Genomic DNA, 22,204 nt, shown 5'->3' on the forward strand with positions numbered 1-22,204 from the left:
TCAATTATTTAATAATTTGCCCCAAAGTGGATATCCGCCTTGGGGCAAGTTATTTATTTTATGATGTTAGGAGTGGTAATTTCAGATTCAGTTTCTTTAAAGTTGAGACTGATGATTAATGAAATAACGAATGCAATAATACCGGGTAATACCCAACCTAAGCCATAATCAGACAGCGGGATATAACTAAATAATTGCAGCAAATCAGCATTCAACCACTTCAGTTGCTTCAATGTATCGAAAAGACTCATTAAAACAATGATGGCAATTGTAAAGCGATAGGTGAAGCGAGGCGCTTTTAATTTATTACGAATAAATTGCAGTAATACTAATGTAACTGCAGTTGGATAAATCATTAATAATGCAGGAATAGTTACTCTTAATAATGTATCAAGGCCAAACGTTGATACGATTGTGGTCATTAATGTAAATACCACAACCCAAAAGCGATAGCCTAAACGGTGATGGAATGTCGCAAAGTAGTCAGCAGCAGCACTTGTTACACCAACAAGTGTTGTCATACTCGCTAATAAAACAATCCCGCCCATTAACCAAGTACCGACAGAACCAAATAGCGCATCGACATATCGTGAGAAAATTTGACCACCGTTAGTCGCATTGAGTGCAGGATCAGCAAAAACAGACACAGAGTAGCTTGTTGCACCTAAGTAGAAAAGGCACAGATAAAGTGCGGCTAACAGTAAGACTGAAATCATACCCGCTTTTACGGTAATAAAACCGATCTGGCGTGGTTCAGTAATGCCTTTGGTATATAAAGCACGAGCCACGATACCGCCAAATGCCATGGCTGAAAGGACATCCATGGTTTGGTAGCCATCAATAAAGCCAGAGAAGAAGCCATTTACCGCATAAAGACCTGTCGGTTCACCAATTGGGGAAATCGGTTTAGCCACAACAGCAATACCAACAACAACAAGTAGAATTAAAAGCGCGGGTGTCATAAATTTACCAATGGCGCTTATCATCGTGCCTTGTTTTAACATGAAGAACATACTGGTGATGTTAAACACAAGAGCGAAAGTGAGGTGTGTTGCCGTATTTTTTTCAACGAGCCCTAAAGGTAAAAAACCCATTTCATAAGCAGTATTGGTAACACGAGGCATCGCAAAAGTAGAACCTACGATAAGATACAGTGCTACCCAGAAAATGACGGCAACCCATGAAGGTAAATCAATAGAAAGGCGCTCACCACGTCCACGAATTGCAACGATAACTAAGGTTAGAAATGGGAGTAAGACACCAGTAACTAGGAAACCTAAAGATGTACTAAACCAGAGGTTTCCCGATTGAAAACCCGCCATAGGGGGGAAAATAATATTGCCAGCACCAAGAAAGAGTGCAAAAACCATCATTCCAAGAACGAGCATATCTTTTGTAGAAAGCATAACTTAAACTACCTGTCTGTGAAGAAAATATATAAATGATTTATATTTGTTATTCTACATCTAGCCTAATTAACAGCTTAATATGTTGTGAAAATGCAATTTGAATAACGAAAAGTGAATTGATAGTAACAAATTCTGAAGGATATGTAAGAAGAAAGGCAGATTTAACGCTCATTTAACAGCAATTATAGAATAATAAAAGGCTATATTTTTGGTCGAAAAGCAGTGTGATCCTCTGCTAAGGATCACAATAGCTATATAATTTTGTAGACATTCGCGATAAAACACAAAAAAAATCGTGTTTAAATAAATTTATTGATAGCGACTGCAACACCGTGCTCTTCATTAGAAAGTGTGACGAATTTAGCGACTTTTTTCACTTCTTCAGGGGCATTTCCCATTGCAACACCTAAGCCTGCATATTTTAGCATTGCCAAATCATTACCTTGATCACCAATACACATGATTTTTTCTGGTGTAATCTTTAAATGTTCAGCGACTTTTTGAACAGCACTTCCTTTATTGACATGGGTATTCAGCACTTCAATAAAATAAGGTGCACTGCGTAATATGCTGTATTGTTCATAAATATTAGCAGGAAGATATTGAATCGCATTATCCAAAACGGCTGGTGCATCAACAATCATAAACTTACTAAAATACATATCAGTTTGCATTTCATTCAGTGGACGATAATAAAGTGGAGTCCAAGATAAAAAGGCTTCTTGGCAGGTGAAATGGCTAATATGACGATTAGTGGTATAAATCTTATTATCGCTGATAACGTGAAAATGGACACCAATCTCGCGAGCGAGGTTTTCAAAATAGAGGTAATCTTCAAAATTGAGCAGATCTTGAATAATAACTTCACCATTATCTGCTTGATGGATTTGGCTACCATTATTGCTGATGCAGTAACAGTTAGATGTATCAAGACCGAGTGTTTTTAAATAGGGATAGATGCCATTAAAGGCACGCCCTGAAGCCAATACAATCTTAACTCCCGCTTCTTTTGCTCTCTGAACGGCCTGTTTTACTTCTGGCGTAATTTCGTGTTGTTTGTTAAGCAAGGTTCCATCTAAATCAATAGCGATAAGCTTAATACTCATTAGCATCCCCATGTTAAATAAAAGCAATCATGATAAAGGAAGGACGAAGCGGTCTATCATCACATAGCTTGAGTATTATTTATGTGACATTAAAGGCTATCTGTATAATGTCACATAAATAGAAGGGTTAATCACAACAAGGTGATTGTAAATGTAATGGCTGTTTGGTTTCTAAAACGATCTCTTGATTCTGCCGAAAGTCGAAAGGCGTGATGCCATACTCTTTACGGAACATATAAGTAAAGTGAGATTGCGAACCAAAGCCGAAATCAAGAGCGATATCGAAGATAGAACGTTCACTGGTACGTAATAAATGAATAGCACCAGCTAATCTACGCTGACGGATATACTTTCCTAAAGAGGTGCCTGTGACTTCTTTAAAGATTTTCTGCATGTGCCAAAGAGAATATCCAGAATAAGCCGCCAACTCTTCAAGATGGATAACACGGCCTAAATGCTCCTCAATCCATTTACTTAGCGCGCACACTAATGCGAGATGATTATCTTGTGGCATTACAGTTCCATTCTATCAATGAAGTTAAGGTAAAAATCAAAATTAACTCCCTAATCTTATACAAAAAATGGCAGACAGAGAAATCCATATTAATGGATAGCTATCTCTAATCGTTGGCAAAATGTGTACTTAATAATATAAGGTCATTTTACATACAGTTTAGAGCGAAATAATGCACATTATCTGAAGTCTGTCGAGGAAGCATTTACCTTTCATAATGAAAGTTATGCTAAATTTACTTATAGAGATAATTGATTGCGAATTTTATAACAACAACTCCTTTTCTTGTTATCGTATTTAAGCGAATACTTATAATGTGATAAGTCATACTAACAAAATGTATTTAAAGGATTTTAAATTGAACGCAAAGAAAATAATTATTAGCTTAATTATTGCATTGGTCATTACCTTTGGCCTCTATCTGGTGGCTTTAGATAATTTTTGCGATCGAGGAGAGGATTTCCAACAAGGCCTTTGCCGCTTTACCACATTATTTCCCTCAAAACATCACTAACTAAAAGATAGCTTTTCTTATTATTTTTCGCCTAGCATAAAATGTATTTGTTATTCAAGTCAGAATAGTGTTTTAATGGTGGCTCGAAATGAATAAAATCGTAAACATTAGTTTACATATTAAGTTGATAAAATAATAAAGAGAAGAGGATGTATGGCGAGAGAGTCGCAACAGACAGAACTTAAGCGCGGTCTGAAAAATCGACATATCCAGCTAATTGCGCTGGGTGGTGCTGTCGGCGCTGGTCTGTTTCTTGGTATAGCGCAAACTATTAATATGACAGGCCCATCAGTAATATTAGGATATGCTATTGGTGGTTTTATTGCGTTTATGATCATGCGCCAATTAGGCGAAATGGTTGCCGAAGAGCCAGTTGCGGGCTCGTTTAGTCACTTTGCTAATAAATATTGGAGCCCATTTGCTGGCTTTTTATCTGGCTGGAACTATTGGGTGATGTTTATTCTTGTCGGTATGGCAGAATTAACCGCTGCAGGTAAATATATTAACTACTGGTTACCAGATATCCCTGTTTGGGTTTCCGTTGCTATCTTCTTCGTGGCAATTAACTTAATCAATTTGATTAACGTTAAAATGTATGGTGAAACAGAATTCTGGTTTGCCATTATTAAAGTGTTGGCGATCGTTGGTATGATTTTATTTGGGAGCTATTTACTGGTAAGTGGTAATGGTGGTCCCCAAGCTTCGGTTAGCAATTTATGGGAGCTAGGTTTTTTCCCTCATGGTTTTACGGGCTTTATGTCTGCATTAGCCATTGTGATGTTCTCTTTTGGGGGACTTGAGCTGGTGGGGATCACTGCGGCTGAAGCTGAAAATCCAAAAGTCAGCATCCCAAAAGCAACTAATCAAGTTGTTTATCGTATTTTAATTTTCTATATCGGTTCGTTGTTAGTGTTACTTTCACTCTATCCTTGGACGCAAGTTGTGAAAGGTGAAAGCCCATTCGTCCTGATTTTCCATAACTTGGATAATTTCTTAATCGCAAATATTTTAAATGCTGTGGTATTAACGGCTGCACTGTCAGTTTATAACAGTGGTGTTTATTCTAATAGTCGTATGCTTTATGGCTTGGCAAAACAAGGAAATGCACCACATGCACTTTCTCGCATTAATAAACGTGGTGTACCAGTAGTGTCGTTACTATTGTCAGCTATTGCGACCTCATTAGGTATTTTAGTTAATTACTTATTACCTGATCAAGCGTTAGAATTATTAATGGCATTGGTTGTAACCACATTAGTACTTAATTGGATTATGATCTGTTTAGCGAATTTAAAATTTAGAGCGGCAAAAACGAAAGAGGGTATAGAGCCTTTCTTTAAAGCACTTTGGTATCCTTATGGTAACTACATTTGTCTTGCTTTCTTATGCATGATTTTAGTGATTATCTTATTTATGCCACAAGTGAATATTTCAGTAATTTTAATGCCATTCTGGATCGCATTCTTATGGGTTGGTTTTAAGATTTCCCGTATGAAGAAAACACCGGATAATGCTCAAGCCAGTCAAGATATTTAAGTTATTACAGGTTGATTGAGTTACTTTATTGAACAAAAAACGCATCTAAATGATGCGTTTTTTAATTGTATTGTTCTATATTTTTATTGTTTACACTTATTCTGTTCTGATAGGCAAAAATAAGAAATTACTGCCAACGTAACCAAGCAAATAACACGTTACCATTATTATAAGTACCAGGTACATAGGTCGCTTGTAATGAAAGGTGCCCATAACCGACAGACACTAACGGCAAAGGAAGTGGCATAGGAATATAGTTATATTCATGGCGTGCTGTAATACTCAGTGTAAATCCTGCGCCCATACGGAAACCGTCTTTATCACCGGGATACCACATTTTCTCAAAACCATAGCCTATAATAGGTTGTACGCGGTTATTTGAGTCCATAAATGCCATCGCATAAAGAGAGTGCCAATCACCATCATTGTCATAACGATATTTACCCATGCCAAAGCCCCAAGGTGTTTCGTTATAGCGATCAGTTTTTTCTTTATCGTAAGTAAATCGGTTATGCCAAGTCCATACAGGTAAATAGTAATTATATTGGTCATTATCCCAAGTTTGATTAACATTACGTTTGAATTTTTCCCAGTAGTTCTCTTCATTATTAGATTGAGGAGGGTTGCTGGTGACTTGTTGGTTTTCTGTCATAATAGTCTGATTGGTATCTGTATTATTTTCAGAAGCGAAAGCAGAAGTTGTTAACGCAAGTGAAAACAGCGTTGTAGCTAATACGCTAGGGTGAAAATAGGACGATGACATAATATAACTCCGAGTACGGCATAAACAGTGATTCTGGTGATGACAAATAAACATTACTAATAGTGTTATTTAATCGACAAGTATTTAAGATAAGAGGTATCTGAAACTTTACTTCTTAAATAAAATCTTAAGGGGGTAGAATCGGTTAAGAATAAAACAATAGGCTTATTGTACTTATGAACGTAATTTTGTCTGATATTAAATAATGTTATTTTTTTATGATAAAATATTGTTTCTAATGAAAATTAAATTTTATTAGATTTTAAATAAATAGCTGATAAATAAGCCTTGTAAGATTTAATTTAGGTTTGGTTACTTTCAACAGAAAAAAAACACTAAATATTTATTCTTATGACTCAATTAACATATTGAAATAAAATTAATATTAACAACATTAGCTTAGAAAAAGAGATTAATTTCCAGCTGAATAATAAAGTAACAAATAAGAAGAGTTAAATAAAAAAAAGAAAAGTTCTGTGTTGGTTTATAAATTGTTTAAGTTACGTGGGTTTTATTTAGTGAAGTGTCGGTTTTTTGTGCAGATTATCCTAAATTAAAAACGTGTGAATAATGTTTATTCACACGTTTTCAGGAAATAGATTACTTATTATTGAGATAATTTTTCTTTGCTAATTACAAGGAGCCGATGAGTATGAGTATCTCGATCTTTCCCCCAGCAGAAAGCATCCCAGTTTTCATAAAGATCATCCGTATCTTTCACAACGGTTAGAGGGCGGTTTTCTTCTGTTCCATCTGAAATATAAACATTAAGGTGAACAGTAAAAGCCCAATCAATCATTGTTTCCCAAAAACGCTTACCTGCACCTGTTTGTTCTTCATCAGAAACAACAATACTGTATGTTTTAAGTAAATAGCTGAAGAAGTATCTAGGGAGATATCTTGTCGCAATATCATGTTCTTCAGAAACAGTTCGCCACACTTTAACTTGAGTACATGTTGTTTTGCTAAATATAATATCTTTGCGAAAAATAAGCTCTACAAGATAAACTGTTTCAGGTGCATTGGTAGTTGAAATTAAACGATATTGATTTCGTTTTAAAGACTTAACAAAACGATACCCATTGGGGATGCTATATTCTGGTAATACAAAGTCTTCAACACCTTTTTCAAGGAATTCTTTTGTATGATCAATATTTCTAGAGTGAATTTTCAATTTTACATTAAAGTCTGCATCAGGAATAAGATAAGGCATTGATTGTCCATTATTCTGTTGCGATGGTTCATTTTTCATTTAGCCCCTCCGCATTGTGTGATTGTCCAGAAATGCATTATAAATACCTCATTTAGCAGATAATATATCTATTGTCGTTAAAACGAGCAAAATAATTTATTTTATTCTTCTTATTTAAAGATAGCTAAAATATATTCCTTAAATTGATGTTTCGCGCAATATAAGCCATCGGCTTAGTATTTATTATATACAACCTTCACTGATTTATCTTACTGAATAACAAATCTCAAAAATAGAAAGTTAGTCAATAGAGGTCTGTTATCAAGCTAGCATCTTTATCTTGAGCATGCGATACTTCTTATCGCCTGAATTTACAGGCTTTGGCTCGGGGCGCCTTATGGCTGAGATGAACCCGTATAACCTGATCTGGATAATGCCAGCGTAGGGAAGTCAAGGTAACTCTGCTGATTAACAGAGCCCGACTTTTCTGTAACTGGTGAAAGGAGGAGTTAATCAGTGAGATTCAATGCATTGTCTATCGCAGGCACCGATCCTAGTGGTGGTGCAGGTATTCAGGCTGATCTGAAAACATTTTCCGCACTGGGTGTTTATGGCACAACAGTAATGACAGCACTTGTTGCTCAAAATACCTGTGGTGTCCGTAGTGTCTATGATTTATCCCCTGATTTTGTTGCAGCTCAATTAGATGCTGTCTTGTCTGATGTTCGAATTGATAGCGCCAAAATAGGTATGCTCTCTAATGCTTCAATTATTGATGTGGTTTGCGACAAAATTCAGCAATATGCTATTCCTTTTGTTGTTCTTGACACGGTTATGATTGCAAAAAGTGGTGATCCTCTATTACAGCCTGATGCGGTTAATAAAATGGTCAGTCAGCTTTTACCGTTGGTTGATTTGATCACACCTAATTTACCTGAAGCAGCTGCCTTGCTAGGTTGTGAAGTTGCTCAAGATGAAATAACAATGAAGCAACAAGGTTATGCATTACTAAAGCAAGGATGCAAAGCCGTGTTAATGAAAGGAGGACATTTAACTGAAGATGAAAGTCCCGATTGGTTATTTACTCAAGATGGCGAGTGGCGATTTACCTCAAAACGTGTGAATACGAAAAATACTCATGGTACAGGATGCACACTTTCAGCCGCTTTAGCCGCTATTCGTCCCCAAGTTGTTAATTGGCAGGTTTGTGTTGAGCAAGCAAAAGCCTATCTACAACAAGCGTTAGAACATGCAGATAGTTTAGAGGTTGGACAAGGTTTCGGCCCTGTACACCATTTTCATCGCTGGTGGTAATACTAAAAAGCCCCTATAAAAGGGGCTTTAACTGATCGTAAAATCAGATAATTAAGCAATAGTGACAGATTTATTTAGATAAACATCTTGTACGGCATTAATTAGAGCCACGCCATCTTTCATTGATTTTTTGAACGCTTTACGCCCTAAGATCAAGCCCATACCACCCGCTCGTTTATTAATAACGGCGGTACGAACAGCATCTTCAAGATCATTATTACCTGAAGCACCACCAGAGTTAATTAATCCCGCACGTCCCATATAGCAGTTTGCTAATTGGTAACGAACTAAATCAATTGGGTTTTCAGTAGTGAGTTTGGTGTAAACACGCTCATCAGTATGACCAAAACCAATTGCTTTAAAGCCACCGTTATTTTCAGCCATTTTTTGTTTAACAATATCAGCACCAATTGTTGCGGCTAAATGGTTTGCTTGACCGGTTAAATCTGCACTTGCATGGTAATCTACGCCATCTTTTTTAAAGGCTGGGTTGCGTAAATAAGCCCATAATACAGTGACCATCCCCAATTCATGTGCACGCTCAAAGGCCATTGAAATTTCTTCTATTTGGCGACGGCTTTCTTGTGAACCAAAGTAGATGGTTGCACCCACTGCAACAGCACCCATTTCAAAGGCTTGTTCTACACTGGCGTACAGTGTTTGGTCATATTGCGCTGGGTAGCTTAGGGTTTCATTGTGGTTTAATTTCACAAGAAAAGGGATTTTGTGTGCATAGCGACGAGAAACAGAAGCAAGAACACCATAAGTAGAGGCAACACAGTTACAACCCGCTTCAATAGCTAACTCAACAATATTTTTCGGATCAAAATAGAGTGGGTTTGCGGCAAAAGAGGCTGCAGCAGAATGTTCAACCCCTTGGTCAACAGGTAGAATGGACAGATAACCCGTTCCCGCTAAACGCCCGTGATTAAACAGGGTTTGCATTGAACGTAACACGCTATTAGGGCGATTGTTATCAATCATAACGCGATCAACAAAGTCAGAACCTGGCAGGTAGAGATTTTCGCTCGGGATGGTTTGGCAACGATGTTCCAATAATGATTTCGCATCAGCACCTAACAAACTTACTATATCAGTCATTACATACTCCAGTTCATGATGAGATGAGAGTGATTGTCATTTATCTACATTAAGATAACAAGTCACATTGAGGCGGTAACCGGCAGTGGATCGCTTCAGGTAACACAATAAATTCAAATTTATTTCCTAAAAGGGGTTCTCCATCTAAATTAAATATCATTTCATGAGAAGCACTAATGTTTACCCAGCGACTTTCACGTTCGATTATCTTGTCATTTTTTTTCCGATCAAACAGGCTATTGAAAAGAGAAGGGAGTAATTCGTGCGCTTCAACAATAGTGATATTAAGCTTATTGTCATTAATTAATGCATCAGGGCAGAGTTGTTGCCCGCCCCCAGCTTGGCGACCATTACCAATACCGAGAATGAGGGATTCACCTTTCCAGTGAAAGTTTTCTGCTTCAATAGTACAGTAATCTGCTTTCAAAGAATCAATACTTAAAAGACCATTAATAAAATAAGCTGCCCCTCCTAATGCCGATTTTAAGGCTTCTGGCGTTTCAGTGGTAATTTTGGTACCAAAACCACCAGAAGCCATATTAATAAAATAATGGGTCTTATTTACATTGATAACATCAATGGGCACTGCCCGTCCTTTAACGGCTAAGTTAAGGGCATTCTCCATATCACGAGGGATTTGTGCGCTGGTGGCAAAATCATTTGCTGTACCTAATGGAATAATGCCAAGTGTTGGTAACGATGAGGGGGAGAGATGAATTAGTTCAGATACAACGCTATTAATTGTTCCATCGCCTCCTGCTGCAATCACCGTTTCTGCCTGTATATCTATAGCTTCTTGTACAAAACGACGTATATCACTGGATTCCCAAGTTACTCTTACTTGGAGGTTAAAACCTTCGTTACGTAATTGGTAGACTGCTTTTCTCAATGCACCGTTGTTCGCGCTTTTTCCATTAATGATCAGTAAACTAATTTTACTCATTGATGAGTTCCTTTAATTGAATCACTCTTTTAAAGGTAATGGATATCGAGAAAATTACTATTTTTTTTACAAAGGATAACGAAAAAGGAATGTGTTTTACGAAAAGATAATTGATAACGGGAAGTGAAAAAAGAAAAGGCAAATCCAAGGGAGATTGGATTTGCCAAGGAGGTGGTTCCTAGTCTTACTGTATTCATTCTAGTTCTTTATTTTTCGGAACTGATGATACGGCAAACAAATCATTATTGATGTGATCTGTATTTGAAATTGACCACTTTAAATCAGATTATGACGCTTTACTTCACTTCTACCGCATCAATTTTATGCGGTTGACGTGTTGTTGTACCTTGTAGATTGCGGATCAGCAGTGCGAAATCTAAATCAACATCTTCAGGAACAGACAAATAAACCATGTGACCATTACCCGGAGCAACATCAGTTGGTTGCTGTTTTTTGTTAAACAGTGATTCTAACGTGAACTGAATATTTCCAGTTGGTGTCATTAATTCTAGGCTATCACCTAAAACAAATTTATTTTTAACATCAACTTCCGCTAAACCGTTTACGCGTTTACCAGTGAATTCACCGACAAATTGTTGGGTGTCAGAGACAGAGTAACCATATTCATAAGTTTGGTACGCATCATGGGTATGACGACGTAAGAAACCTTCGGTATAACCGCGGTGTGCTAAGCCTTCTAATGTCGTTAGCAACGTTGGATCAAAGGGTTTGCCCGCAACAGCATCATCAATTGCACGACGATACATTTGCGCTGTACGGGCACAGTAATAGAAGGATTTAGTACGACCTTCAATTTTCAGAGAGTGCACACCCATTTGTGTTAATTGCTCAACGTGTTCAATCGCACGTAAGTCTTTAGAGTTCATGATATAAGTACCGTGTTCATCTTCGAACGCAGTCATATATTCACCAGGGCGTTTTGCTTCTTCAATTAAGTAGACTTTATCTGTTGGTGCACCAACGCCTAAAGTAGGCTCAACGTTTTTAACTGGGATTGGCGTGTATTTTTCAACGATATTGCCCACATCGTCTTCTTTGCCTTCTTCGACTTTATATTCCCAACGGCAAGCGTTAGTACATGTACCTTGGTTTGGGTCACGCTTATTGATATAACCAGATAGCAGGCAACGGCCTGAGTAAGCCATACATAATGCACCGTGAACAAAAACTTCTAATTCCATATCAGGAACTTGCTTACGAATTTCAGCAATTTCATCAATAGAAAGTTCACGTGAAAGGATCACGCGAGTTAATCCCATTTGGCGCCAGAATTTTACGGTTGCCCAGTTTACGGCATTGGCTTGTACTGAAAGGTGGATATCCATTTCAGGGAAGGCCTCACGTACCATCATGATCAAACCCGGATCAGACATAATCAGCGCATCAGGGCCCATATCAATGACAGGCTTTAAGTCACGGATAAAGGTTTTTAATTTAGCATTATGAGGTGCGATATTAACCACAACATAGAAGCGTTTACCTAATTCATGGGCTTCTTGAATACCTTTGGCTAGGTTTTCGTGGTTAAACTCATTATTACGCACACGTAAGCTATAACGTGGCTGACCTGCATAAACGGCGTCTGCGCCATAAGCAAAGGCATAGCGCATATTTTTTAATGAGCCAGCAGGAGAGAGCAATTCGGGTGTAAACATGGTTAATTTCCTGGTTCTGATTTCAAGTCAGTCCCCCACACATTGGGTAGGGGTATATCATAAAGGAGGGGATTCTAGCGCTTAAGTGTAGCGAGGTTCAATGTATTCCTGAAAAAATATCATCGAAAACGGTAAGCTTGGGTTTCCCAACGATAGCCTTGACCATAAATTGAACGAATAAATTCAATTTGATCGTTAAGTTGCTCTAGTTTACGTCGTAAGTTTTTAATGTGACTATCAATGGTTCTGTCCGTCACAATACGGTAGTCATCATAAAGGTGATCCATAAGTTGGTCACGCGTCAATATTTTACCGGGTTGAGTGGCTAACGCTTTAAGTAAACGAAATTCAGCAGTCGTTAAATCAAGAATTTTATTGTTGTATTGGATTTGATAAGCCTGCTCATCAATGACGACTAATTTATCGTTTTGAACAATATCTTGTGGTCGATAAAAACGGCGTAATAAAGTTTTGACTCTAGCGACCACTTCTCTTGGGCTATAGGGTTTGCAAATATAGTCATCAGCACCAATCTCAAGCCCGAGTAATCTATCTACTTCCTCTGTTTTCGCTGTGACCATAATGATGGGAATATCGGAAAACTGACGTAACTCTTTACAGACAGTAATGCCATCTTTAACGGGCAACATCAGATCCAATAGTATTAAATCGTAATGTTGCTGTTTTACACAATGGCAAACTTCAGCACCATCTGCTAACCAATAAGTTTGATAACCTGATGATTGAAGATAATCAATAAGCAATTGGGCAAGTTTAGGCTCATCTTCAACAATCAGGATTGAATAAGGGGATTCAGATAGGGTCATTTATTGGCTCAATGGTTATTAGGCTTAAAGATCATCAGAATATGCGGGTAATTCTATAAGAATTTTCATGCCACCTAAAGATGAAGGCATAGCACTTATTTTACCATTATGAGCTTCAACAATATTTTCGCAAATCGCAAGACCTAATCCAGAGCCTCCACTGGCACGATTTCGTGAGCTTTCTGCACGATAAAAGCGTTGGAAAACGGCTTGATACTGTGATCTATCTAATCCAGGTGCGCTATCTTCCAAAGTTATCAATACGCAGTTGTTCTCTTTTCTTGTCTTGATATGTAATTGCCCACCAGCATAGGTATAGCGCACACTATTTTCTAATAGATTATGAAAAAGCTGAATAAGTCGGTCAGGATCGGCTTGTACAATTAATGGAGAGACATCATCTAATTCAGTGTATAAAGCAATATCTTTAGTTTGATAGGTGTGACGATAAGAAGCCACAGCCAACAAAATCACCTCATTAATATCAATAAAATCTTTACGATAAGTTAAAGAGCCTCTATCTGATAATGAGAGTTGATGGAGATCATTCACCAGTTTTGTCAGGTTTGTTGCTTCGAATAAAAGTGAGTTTAATGTCTCTGCCGTGGGCTTTCTTACGCCATCTTGTAACGCTTCGAGTTCGCCTTTTAATATGGCAAGAGGGGTTCGCAATTCATGTGAGATATCTGCCATATAATCGCGACGAATTTGCTCATTTTTCTCTAGTGTGCTGGCGAGTTGGTTAAAGTCTGTGGCGAGTTGGCTGATTTCATCTTTACTTGTGGGCGTTACTCGAACAGAAAAGTCACCTGCTGCTAATTTATGTGTCGCTTCGACCAGTCGTTTAACGGGGCGTATCATATTGCGAGAAAGGATCAGTGTAATAAGTAAAGCTAAAAGAACCGTTAAACCGGCAATGATCCAACTGGTACGCAGTTGTTGTTTATCAAAACTGATATCCGCTTCACTACTGATCTTATCAGCGGCACTGACAATCACCCAACCCACAATTTCATCATGAGCAGTAATTGGTTTTTTGAACGTTTCTTCAGGAAACTGATTGTCATGACCAAATAAGCGCTTCATATTTTTATCAACGATCCAAAACTGTGTGCGCCAGCCTTTGGGTGGAGGGCCTTCACTGCTTTGGCTTATTTGGTCGATACTGCGTAATATTTGATAAAGAGAACGATCATCTCTATTAAGAAAACGCCAGTCGCCGGTTAAAGCATATTGATCTGTTAAGGCTTCAGCTAAAAGAGTTGCACGTTGTTCACTGTTTTTCTTGATATAGCCAATAAATCCTTGTTGAAAGCTACCTCGAATACCAATATGCATGGCAAGAACCACAACCATACAGGTAGCGAAAATGACCAAGAACAGCTTGCTTCTCAGTTTCATGCTTTAGCCTCTTTCTTGCTGAAACGCCGTTGTTGCCAACGTTCACGCAATCCATCAAAAAATAGATAAATAACCGGAGTTGTATAGAGGGTCAGTAGCTGGCTCATTAATAAACCGCCGACAATTGTTATCCCTAAAGGTTGTCTTAACTCTGCGCCATCTCCACTACCTAACATTAGTGGTAATGCACCAAATAATGCGGCGAGTGTTGTCATAAGAATAGGGCGAAAACGTAATAGGCTGGCTTGAATAATCGCCTCTTTAGCTGACAACTTGCCTTCACGCTGTGCTGTAATCGCAAAATCCACCATAATAATGGCGTTTTTCTTCACAATACCAATCAGCAACATAATGCCAATAAGCGCAATTAAGCTAAAAGGTGTATCAAAAAGTTGCAACGCTAATAACGCACCAACACCCGCGGAAGGAAGAGTAGATAAAATGGTCAGCGGATGAATATAACTTTCATATAACACACCTAATACTAAATAGACCGTTACAATCGCCGCTAAGATAAGAATAAGCTGTGATTTGATGGTTTCTTGAAAAATCTGTGCAGTACCTGCAAAGGTGCCCCTTACGGTATTGGGTACGCCCAACTCGGTCATTGTGCGTTCAATAGAATTAATGGCATCGGCTAATGTATAGCCTTCAGGAATATTAAAAGCAATAGTTGAGGCCGCAGATAGCCCTTGGTGATTTACACTTAACGGTGCATTAGCAGGATACCAACTTGCAAATGCCGATAATGGAATACGTTCACCTTGATTATTGACCACATACATTTTATCTAACGCAGAAACATCCTGTGTATACTGTTCAGAGACTTCCATAACCACTTTATACTGATTTAATGGCGCATAAATGGTGGAGATTTGACGCTGACCAAAAGCATTGTTCAGTAGATTATTGGCATCACTAACATTAATACCTAATTGCGACATAGTATCACGATCGTACGTCAGTGCCATTTCGGCGCCTTTATCTTCTTTATCTGAGTTAACGTCCACCAGCTGAGGCAGTTCGCCTAACGCTTTACGAACAATGGGCTCCCATTTACGCAACTCGCTTAAATCATCAGCTAATAATGTGAATTGATAACTGGCATTCGCTTGACGTCCACCCGCTCTAACATCTTGCACAGGCATTAAAAAGAGGTTAGCGCCAGGTTCATCAGCAAGTTTGGCACGTAAACGATTGATCACTTGGTTGGCACTATCAGTGCGTTCTGACAGGGGATTGAGGGAAATAAACATAAATCCACTGTTAATACGCCCCCCACCAGTAAAACCCGTTACGCTATCAACGTCTTTATCTGCATTAATTTCTTGCATAAAACGGGTCATTTTTTCTTTCATTGATTGGAATGAAATGCTTTGGTCAGCACGGACAAACCCCATTAAACGACCTGTATCTTGATCAGGGAAAAACGTCTTAGGTGCGCTGATGTATAAATAAGCATTTAAGCCCAATGTGGCGAGAAAAATAGCCATAACCCAGCGCCGATGGCGTAACGCTGCTTGTAATGTGACACTGTAACCTTGTTGGAGACGGAAAAGTAACTTACCAAAACCCCGTAAATGCGATTGTGCTTTAGGTTTCATCCCTTTGAGTAAATGCGCGCACATCATGGGGGTGAGCGTTAGAGAAACAAACAGCGAAATCGCAATAGCGGTTGTTAAGGTTATAGCAAATTCTTTAAATAATCGTCCAACAAGGCCATCCATCAACAGTAATGGAATAAAAACGGCAACAAGAGAAATACTCATCGAAAGAACTGTAAAACCAACTTCACCGACCCCTTTCAAGGCGGCATCTTTAGGTTTTAAACCATTCTCAATATGACGAGAGATATTTTCAAGCACCACAATGGCATCATCAACCACAAAGCCGGTGGCTACGGTTAATGCCATTAATGAAAGGTTATTTAAACTAAAGCCACAAAGATACATGGCTGAAAAAGTACCAATTAATGAAACGGGTACCGCAACCGCAGGGATCAGTGTGGCACGACCTGAACGTAAAAATAAAAATACGACTAAGATCACTAGCGCCACAGCAATAGCTAAAGCACGTTCAACTTCTGCTAAGGATGCGCGGATAGTGGGCGTTCTATCTTGGGCAACTTTTAAATCAACACTGGCAGGAATAAGTTCACGTAATTCAGGAAGTTCATCACGAATACGGTTAACCGTTTCAATAATATTGGCACCCGCTTCACGGCGAATAACCAGTAAAATAGCCGGTTCACCGCCACTCATCCCTGCTGCGCGTGAGTTTTGTACCGAATCAGTGACTTGCGCAACGTCGCCTAAACGCACAACAGCCTCTTGATTGTAATGCACGATGATTGGGCGATATTCAGCCGCTTTGCTTAGCTCGTCATTGGTTTGAATTTGCCAACGATTTTCATCATTATTGACAAAGCCTTGAGGTCGTCGCACATTCGCTTGGTTAATTGCTTTTCTAACATCATCAAGGCTGACATTTTGGTTAAATAGCGCATCAGGATTGAGAGCAACACGTATTGCAGGCAATGAGCCGCCACCAACCGAAACTTCACTCACACCTTCAATCTGTGAGATTTTTTGTGCTAGCCGTGTTGAAGCGAGATCGTAAAGTTCCCCAGTATTTTGTGTGTCAGAGGTGAGCGTTAAGATCATAATCGGTGCATCAGAAGGATTCGATTTATAATAACGCGGGCGGCTTGGCATTCCTGAAGGTAATAAGCTTTGTGAAGCATTTAATGCCGCTTGCACATCACGAGCTGCGGTATTGATATCTTTATTTAAATCGAACACCAACGTAATGCTGGTACTTCCAAGTGAACTGCTTGATGTCATTTCATCAATACCCGCAATTCGCCCTAAAGAGCGCTCAAGCGGTGTTGCCACTGAAGATGCCATGGTTTCTGGTGAAGCCCCTGGTAAGGAGGCGTAAATATTAATAACCGGATAGTCAACTTGGGGTAATGGGGCGACAGGGAGCAACATAAAACCTAATGCACCACATAGCGAAATCGCCAAGCTAAGCAACGTAGTTGCTACAGGTCGTTGAATAAAGAGGGCGAAAAACTTCATGATACAGCCCCGTTATTATTCTCAACGTGTTTATTGCGGTTTACATAGAGTGATAATTTATCAAACAGCAGATAAATTACAGGCGTAGTAAACAGAGTTAATATTTGGCTCATAATTAAGCCACCGACCATACAAACCCCTAATGGTTGGCGTAATTCTGCACCCACACCGGTACTTAACATTAAAGGCAAAGCACCTAAAAGAGCCGCCATTGTGGTCATTAATATTGGACGAAAACGTAATAAACACGCTTGATAAATAGCCTCGTAAGGGGTTAAACCTTGCTCTCGTTCGGCGGCAAGGGCAAAGTCTATCATCATGATCGCGTTTTTCTTTACGATCCCGATAAGTAAGATGATCCCAATAATCGCAATAATATCAAGCTCATTACCGGCGGCCATTAATGCAAGTAACGCACCGACACCTGCGGTAGGTAGCGTAGATAAAATAGTAATAGGGTGAATGAAGCTCTCATATAACACACCGAGTACAATATACATTGCCACAATAGCCGCGATAATCAGCCATAAAGTGCTAGAAAGCGCACTTTCAAATGCCAACGTCGCACCTTGGAATTGGGTGGTGATATCTTTTGGCATAGAAATCTGCTCTTCAGCCAATTTTACTGCTTTCACTGCGTCTTCAAGAGAGGATTGTTCTGCGACATTAAATGAGAATGTTGCTGAAGGAAATTGCTCTTGATGATTAATCGAAAGAGGTGCTAGACGTTGTTCAACAGATGCAATAGATAACAAAGGCACCATAGCACCATCTTTGCCAGTTAAATGTACGGCTGAGAGCGCCTGTAAACCATCATCATTGCGAATATCTTGTTCCAATACAACGCGGTACTGATTGGCTTGAGTGTAGATAGTTGAAATTAAACGCTGACCAAAAGCATTATAAAGTGCGTTATCTATTTCACTCATCGAAATACCTAAACGGCTTGCTGAGTCTCTATCTACTTTGATATATGCCATCATGCCGTTGTCTTGCCAATCACTGCTGATATCCGTTAATTCAGGACTCTCTTTTAGTGCCTGAGAGAGCTTAGGCACCCAATAAGCCAACTCCTCTAATGATGTTGCTTGTAACGTAAATTGATACTGAGTACGAGAAACTTGCGTATCAATGGTTAAATCTTGAGTCGGTTGCAGATAAAGAGTCATTCCTGCAATAGACGCAATACGCGCTTGTAAACGAGGAATAATCACATCTATCCTATCGTCACGCTGATCAAGGGGTTTTAGCGTGATCTGCAATCGCCCCGTATTGAGTGTTGCGTTACTGCCATCAATGCCGACAAAACTGGCAATATTATCAACAGCGGGATCATCAATGAGTTTATCAACCACTTGTTGTTGTTTTTCTACCATTGCTTGATAAGAAATGGATTGTGAGGTTTCAATGGTTCCTTGCAATAGCCCGTTATCTTGTAATGGGAAAAAACCTTTAGGAATAAACATATACAGCAAAACAGTTAATACCAATGTGCTAAGTGCTACGCCAAGCGTTATCCATTGATGGTTTAAAACACGTTTGAGCCAAACTGCATACACGGCAATCATTTTTTCAAAGAAACGCTCGCACGCTATTTCAAAACGATTGTGTTTGATTTCATTTTCAGGTTTTAGCAACCGAGCACACATCATTGGCGTTAATGTGAGCGAAACCACCGCAGAGATAAGGATCGCGACAGCAAGGGTGATGGCAAACTCCCTAAATAAGCGACCGACAATATCCCCCATAAATAACAGAGGGATCAGGACAGCAATAAGAGAGAAGGTAAGCGAAATAATGGTAAAACCAATCTCACCAGCCCCTTTTAGCGCTGCAGTTAATGGTTTATCACCACGCTCAAGGTAGCGAGAGATATTTTCAATCACAACAATGGCGTCATCGACAACAAAGCCTGTCGCAATCGTTAATGCCATTAAGGTGAGATTATTGACAGAAAAACCGCAAAAATACATCACTGCGAATGTGCCGACTAATGAAAGTGGCACAGCAATGCTTGGAATTAAGGTTGCGACACCATTACGTAAAAAGAGATAAATCACCATCACCACAAGGGCGATAGCTAAACCAAGCTCAAACTGTACATCTTTAACTGACGCGCGGATCGTTGTGGTTCTATCGGTTAAGATCTCAACATTCACGGATTTTGGTAAATTAGAGACTAAATCGGGTAATAAATTACGAATATTATCAGTGGTATCAATAACGTTAACGCCGGGTTGACGTTGCACATTTATAATAATCGCCTGTTCATTATTTGCCCATGCACCTAATTGGTTGTTTTCAGGCGCTTGTTCGATAGTTGCGATATCAGATAAACGAATAGGCGCATCATTTTTATAGGCAACGATGAGTTGGCGATAATCTTCTAATGATTTCATTTGGTCATTAGCCGATAACGTTACAGAGCGAGTAGGGCCATCAAGGCTTCCTTTCGCTGAGTTAACGTTCGCATTATTGATTGCCACACGAATTTTTTCACTATCTAAACCGTAAGATGCTGCGGCTTGTGCATTGAGTTTGACCCTAACAGCAGGACGCTGACCACCCGCTAAAGCCACTAAGCCTACGCCATTAACTTGTGAAATCTTTTGCGAAATACGGGTTTCAACCATATCTTGCAATTGTGTCATCGGTAATGTCGAGCTAGTCACCGCTAAGGTTAAAATAGGCGGATCAGCTGGATTAACTTTGCTGTAAATTGGTGGGTAAGGTAAATCGGATGGTAGCAGATTAGTGGCTGCATTAATCGCTGCTTGTACTTCTTGCTCTGCAACATCTAATGGTAATGTTAATTGGAACATCAGTGTGATCACCGATGCACCACCAGAGCTTTGAGATGACATTTGCTTTAACCCAGACATCTGCCCAAATTGGCGCTCAAGTGGCGCAGTGACAGCTGATGTCATGACATCAGGGCTTGCTCCAGGATAGAGTGTAACGACCTGAATAGTTGGATAATCTACTTCAGGTAACGCAGAGACGGGTAGCATTCGATAGCCGACAATTCCGGCTAAGAGTATAGCGACCATAAAAAGAGTTGTTGCAACAGGGCGCAGAATAAATAAGCGAGAGGGGCCGCCACTTGTACCGTGTGTTTTTTCGGTCATTATGCTTTCTCCGCAACAACACGGTTATTTTCTTTAGTCTTTGGTGCAGTAGGCGTCACGATTTCGACTTTTGCACCTTGTGTTAATCTATCCACTCCATCGGTTACAACGCGCTGATCTGCTGATAGACCAGATGCTATTACGACTTTTTCCGCATTTTGTAAGGCGACCTCTACGCGTAATTTACTCACTTTGTTTTCGTTATCCACGACCCAAACAAAGTGACCTTCATTACCCATTTGTAGAGCAGCATTCGGAATAACAACCGCTTTTTCTAATGTAGTGACATAAAGACGCACGTTTACAAACTGGTTAGGAAATAATGTCGTCTCTTGTTGTGGAAAACGTGCTTTTAACTTAATGGTGCCAGTTGTAGCATCAATTTGGTTATCAACGCTAAATAATTTACCTTGAGCTAATTCAAATTGGTTATTTCTGTCTAATGCGGTGACAGGCAAATCAGCACTGTTTTTACGTGCTTGAATGACTTTAGCTAAATCTTGTTCTGGCAATGTAAAAAGCACATCAACAGGATCCATTTGATTAATAACTACAATCGGTGTTGATGAACCACCTGAAATATAGTTACCCACATCAACTTGTTTTAATCCCACTTGGCCTGAAATAGGTGCTGTAATTTTACTGTAAGTTAATTGCAGTTGCGCATTACTGATCGTAGCCTCATCAATACGGATACTTGCTTCTGACTGCTTCACTAAAGCTTGCTGATTATCTAGCTCTTGTTGTGAGACTAAATTAGTTTTTGCCAACTTCTGATAACGCGCTAAATCAAGACGTGCGTTAGCTAATGTGGCTTGATCTTTTGCAAGTTGTCCTTTGGCTTGGGCTAATTGTACTTCAAATGGACGGGAGTCAATTTCTGCTAATAAATCACCTTGTTGAACGTGTTGCCCTTCCGTGAAATGTAAAGCCATTAATTGACCTTCAACTCGACTTGTCACTGTGACGCTATTGGTTGCTTTCACTGTACCTAAGGCCGATAAAAATTGAGGTACATCCTCTTGTGTTGATGTTGCAACTTGAACAGGCGGTAAAGGAGGGCGTCGAGATCCAGATGTACTTCGACTTTGTGAGTTAGTTGCTTGAGCCACTTTATTTTCAGGTGACGCTGTTTTTGCTGCATTAAATTGCCAATAGGCGTAACCCCCTGCGATTACGACGATTAAAGCGATAATGAGAGAAACTCTTTTTTTAGCATTTTTGTTTTTATTCATTACTTTTGTGATCCCACTGGCAACTAGCTAATCAGAAATACTGAAATAAAATTTTGGAATAGTGACATTCTACCTGTTTCTACACAGTTAAAAATGGAGGAAATATGGAAATTAAGTCAAGGAATGTGTTTTATTGGCGTTATTTTAATCAATTAAAACAAATTGCTACTGGCATTATTTTATCGTTGTTATTCAATAAGAGATAATTTAGCAAATTAGCGATAATCACTAGCGTAGCTTAATTCTTTATATAGGGATAATTAAGTGGAATATAATTTATTAATAATCAGTACGTTATTTTGATTGGTGGTTTTTTAATCGCATAACTATTTTGTACAAATGCCTGTAACTATGATAAAACGCAATAGTTAGTTATAATTCTTAGATAATTATTCTTTCCAGTGATAGAATGCCAACCTTGTTTTTCTCTGCGTTGAACTCTTTTCAAAGAATAACAATCCAGTA

General features: G+C 39.1%; 16 protein-coding genes and 1 riboswitch. Of the genes, 3 read left to right on the plus strand and 13 right to left on the minus strand.

Translation table 11 applies throughout. The features are described from left to right. Nucleotides 1-53: 53 nt before the first annotated feature. The 3 genes from brnQ to CUB63_RS01535 form a co-directional block, all read right to left on the minus strand. Entirely contained in the window at nt 54-1,406 is a 1,353-nt protein-coding gene (gene brnQ / locus CUB63_RS01525) for a branched-chain amino acid transport system II carrier protein (RefSeq protein WP_109847311.1), read from the minus strand. A gap of 302 nt (nt 1,407-1,708) precedes the next feature. Continuing rightward, nucleotides 1,709-2,515 carry a sugar-phosphatase gene (gene yidA / locus CUB63_RS01530; RefSeq protein WP_072064220.1) on the minus strand — a complete coding sequence of 269 codons (807 nt, stop codon included), beginning with the start codon at nt 2,513-2,515 and terminating at the stop codon, nt 1,709-1,711. 127 nt (nt 2,516-2,642) lie between these two features. Continuing rightward, on the minus strand, nt 2,643-3,029 hold the full coding sequence (locus tag CUB63_RS01535; RefSeq protein ID WP_006533085.1) for a helix-turn-helix domain-containing protein: 387 nt from the start codon (nt 3,027-3,029) through the stop codon (nt 2,643-2,645). A gap of 337 nt (nt 3,030-3,366) precedes the next feature. Here CUB63_RS01535 and mgrB point away from each other — a divergent pair, with 337 nt between their 5' ends. Together mgrB and CUB63_RS01545 are read left to right on the plus strand one after the other, a co-directional pair. Further along, nucleotides 3,367-3,543: a PhoP/PhoQ regulatory lipoprotein MgrB gene (mgrB, locus tag CUB63_RS17660; protein ID WP_229096604.1), complete on the plus strand. Its 177-nt coding sequence runs from the start codon at nt 3,367-3,369 to the stop codon at nt 3,541-3,543. 153 nt (nt 3,544-3,696) lie between these two features. After that, nucleotides 3,697-5,079: an amino acid permease gene (locus tag CUB63_RS01545; RefSeq protein WP_006533083.1), complete on the plus strand. Its 1,383-nt coding sequence runs from the start codon at nt 3,697-3,699 to the stop codon at nt 5,077-5,079. A gap of 127 nt (nt 5,080-5,206) precedes the next feature. Here the strand turns inward: CUB63_RS01545 and pagP are convergent, their stop codons facing one another. Together pagP and CUB63_RS01555 are read right to left on the minus strand one after the other, a co-directional pair. Further along, nucleotides 5,207-5,842, minus strand: coding sequence for a lipid IV(A) palmitoyltransferase PagP (gene pagP / locus CUB63_RS01550; protein WP_006533082.1), 636 nt, complete (start codon nt 5,840-5,842; stop codon nt 5,207-5,209). 607 nt (nt 5,843-6,449) lie between these two features. Continuing rightward, a complete protein-coding gene (locus tag CUB63_RS01555; protein WP_006533081.1) occupies nt 6,450-7,094 on the minus strand; it encodes a hypothetical protein in 645 nt (214 codons plus the stop codon). Nucleotides 7,095-7,410: 316 nt separating this feature from the next. Further along, nucleotides 7,411-7,499, plus strand: a riboswitch (TPP riboswitch). Between the two features lie 51 nt (nt 7,500-7,550). On the opposite strand from CUB63_RS01555, the gene thiD reads away from it, so the two are divergent. Then, on the plus strand, nt 7,551-8,348 hold the full coding sequence (thiD, locus tag CUB63_RS01560) for a bifunctional hydroxymethylpyrimidine kinase/phosphomethylpyrimidine kinase (RefSeq protein WP_109847312.1): 798 nt from the start codon (nt 7,551-7,553) through the stop codon (nt 8,346-8,348). A gap of 51 nt (nt 8,349-8,399) precedes the next feature. Here thiD and fbaB read toward each other — a convergent pair whose 3' ends face one another. The 8 genes from fbaB to CUB63_RS01600 form a co-directional block, all read right to left on the minus strand. After that, nucleotides 8,400-9,449 carry a class I fructose-bisphosphate aldolase gene (fbaB, locus tag CUB63_RS01565; protein WP_006533078.1) on the minus strand — a complete coding sequence of 350 codons (1,050 nt, stop codon included), beginning with the start codon at nt 9,447-9,449 and terminating at the stop codon, nt 8,400-8,402. Between the two features lie 49 nt (nt 9,450-9,498). Beyond that, nucleotides 9,499-10,392, minus strand: a complete 894-nt coding sequence (yegS, locus tag CUB63_RS01570) for a lipid kinase YegS (RefSeq protein WP_072064215.1) — start codon at nt 10,390-10,392, stop codon at nt 9,499-9,501. A gap of 296 nt (nt 10,393-10,688) precedes the next feature. Further along, nucleotides 10,689-12,068, minus strand: a complete 1,380-nt coding sequence (trhP, locus tag CUB63_RS01575) for a prephenate-dependent tRNA uridine(34) hydroxylase TrhP (RefSeq protein ID WP_072064214.1) — start codon at nt 12,066-12,068, stop codon at nt 10,689-10,691. Between the two features lie 119 nt (nt 12,069-12,187). Beyond that, on the minus strand, nt 12,188-12,895 hold the full coding sequence (gene baeR, locus CUB63_RS01580) for an envelope stress response regulator BaeR (RefSeq protein ID WP_006533073.1): 708 nt from the start codon (nt 12,893-12,895) through the stop codon (nt 12,188-12,190). 24 nt (nt 12,896-12,919) lie between these two features. Then, nucleotides 12,920-14,296 carry an envelope stress sensor histidine kinase BaeS gene (gene baeS, locus CUB63_RS01585; RefSeq protein ID WP_109847313.1) on the minus strand — a complete coding sequence of 459 codons (1,377 nt, stop codon included), beginning with the start codon at nt 14,294-14,296 and terminating at the stop codon, nt 12,920-12,922. After that, the gene (gene mdtC, locus CUB63_RS01590) at nt 14,293-17,376 is read right to left on the minus strand and encodes a multidrug efflux RND transporter permease subunit MdtC (protein ID WP_109847314.1); all 3,084 of its coding nucleotides are present in this window, start codon (nt 17,374-17,376) and stop codon (nt 14,293-14,295) included. The genes baeS and mdtC overlap by 4 nt, the downstream gene beginning before the upstream one ends. Further along, nucleotides 17,373-20,504: an MdtB/MuxB family multidrug efflux RND transporter permease subunit gene (locus tag CUB63_RS01595; RefSeq protein WP_109847315.1), complete on the minus strand. Its 3,132-nt coding sequence runs from the start codon at nt 20,502-20,504 to the stop codon at nt 17,373-17,375. The genes mdtC and CUB63_RS01595 overlap by 4 nt, the downstream gene beginning before the upstream one ends. Next, entirely contained in the window at nt 20,504-21,739 is a 1,236-nt protein-coding gene (locus CUB63_RS01600; protein WP_072064209.1) for an MdtA/MuxA family multidrug efflux RND transporter periplasmic adaptor subunit, read from the minus strand. The genes CUB63_RS01595 and CUB63_RS01600 overlap by 1 nt, the downstream gene beginning before the upstream one ends. Nucleotides 21,740-22,204 lie beyond the last annotated feature (465 nt).

Source organism: Proteus penneri (assembly GCF_003144535.1).
Taxonomy (GTDB): domain Bacteria; phylum Pseudomonadota; class Gammaproteobacteria; order Enterobacterales; family Enterobacteriaceae; genus Proteus; species Proteus penneri.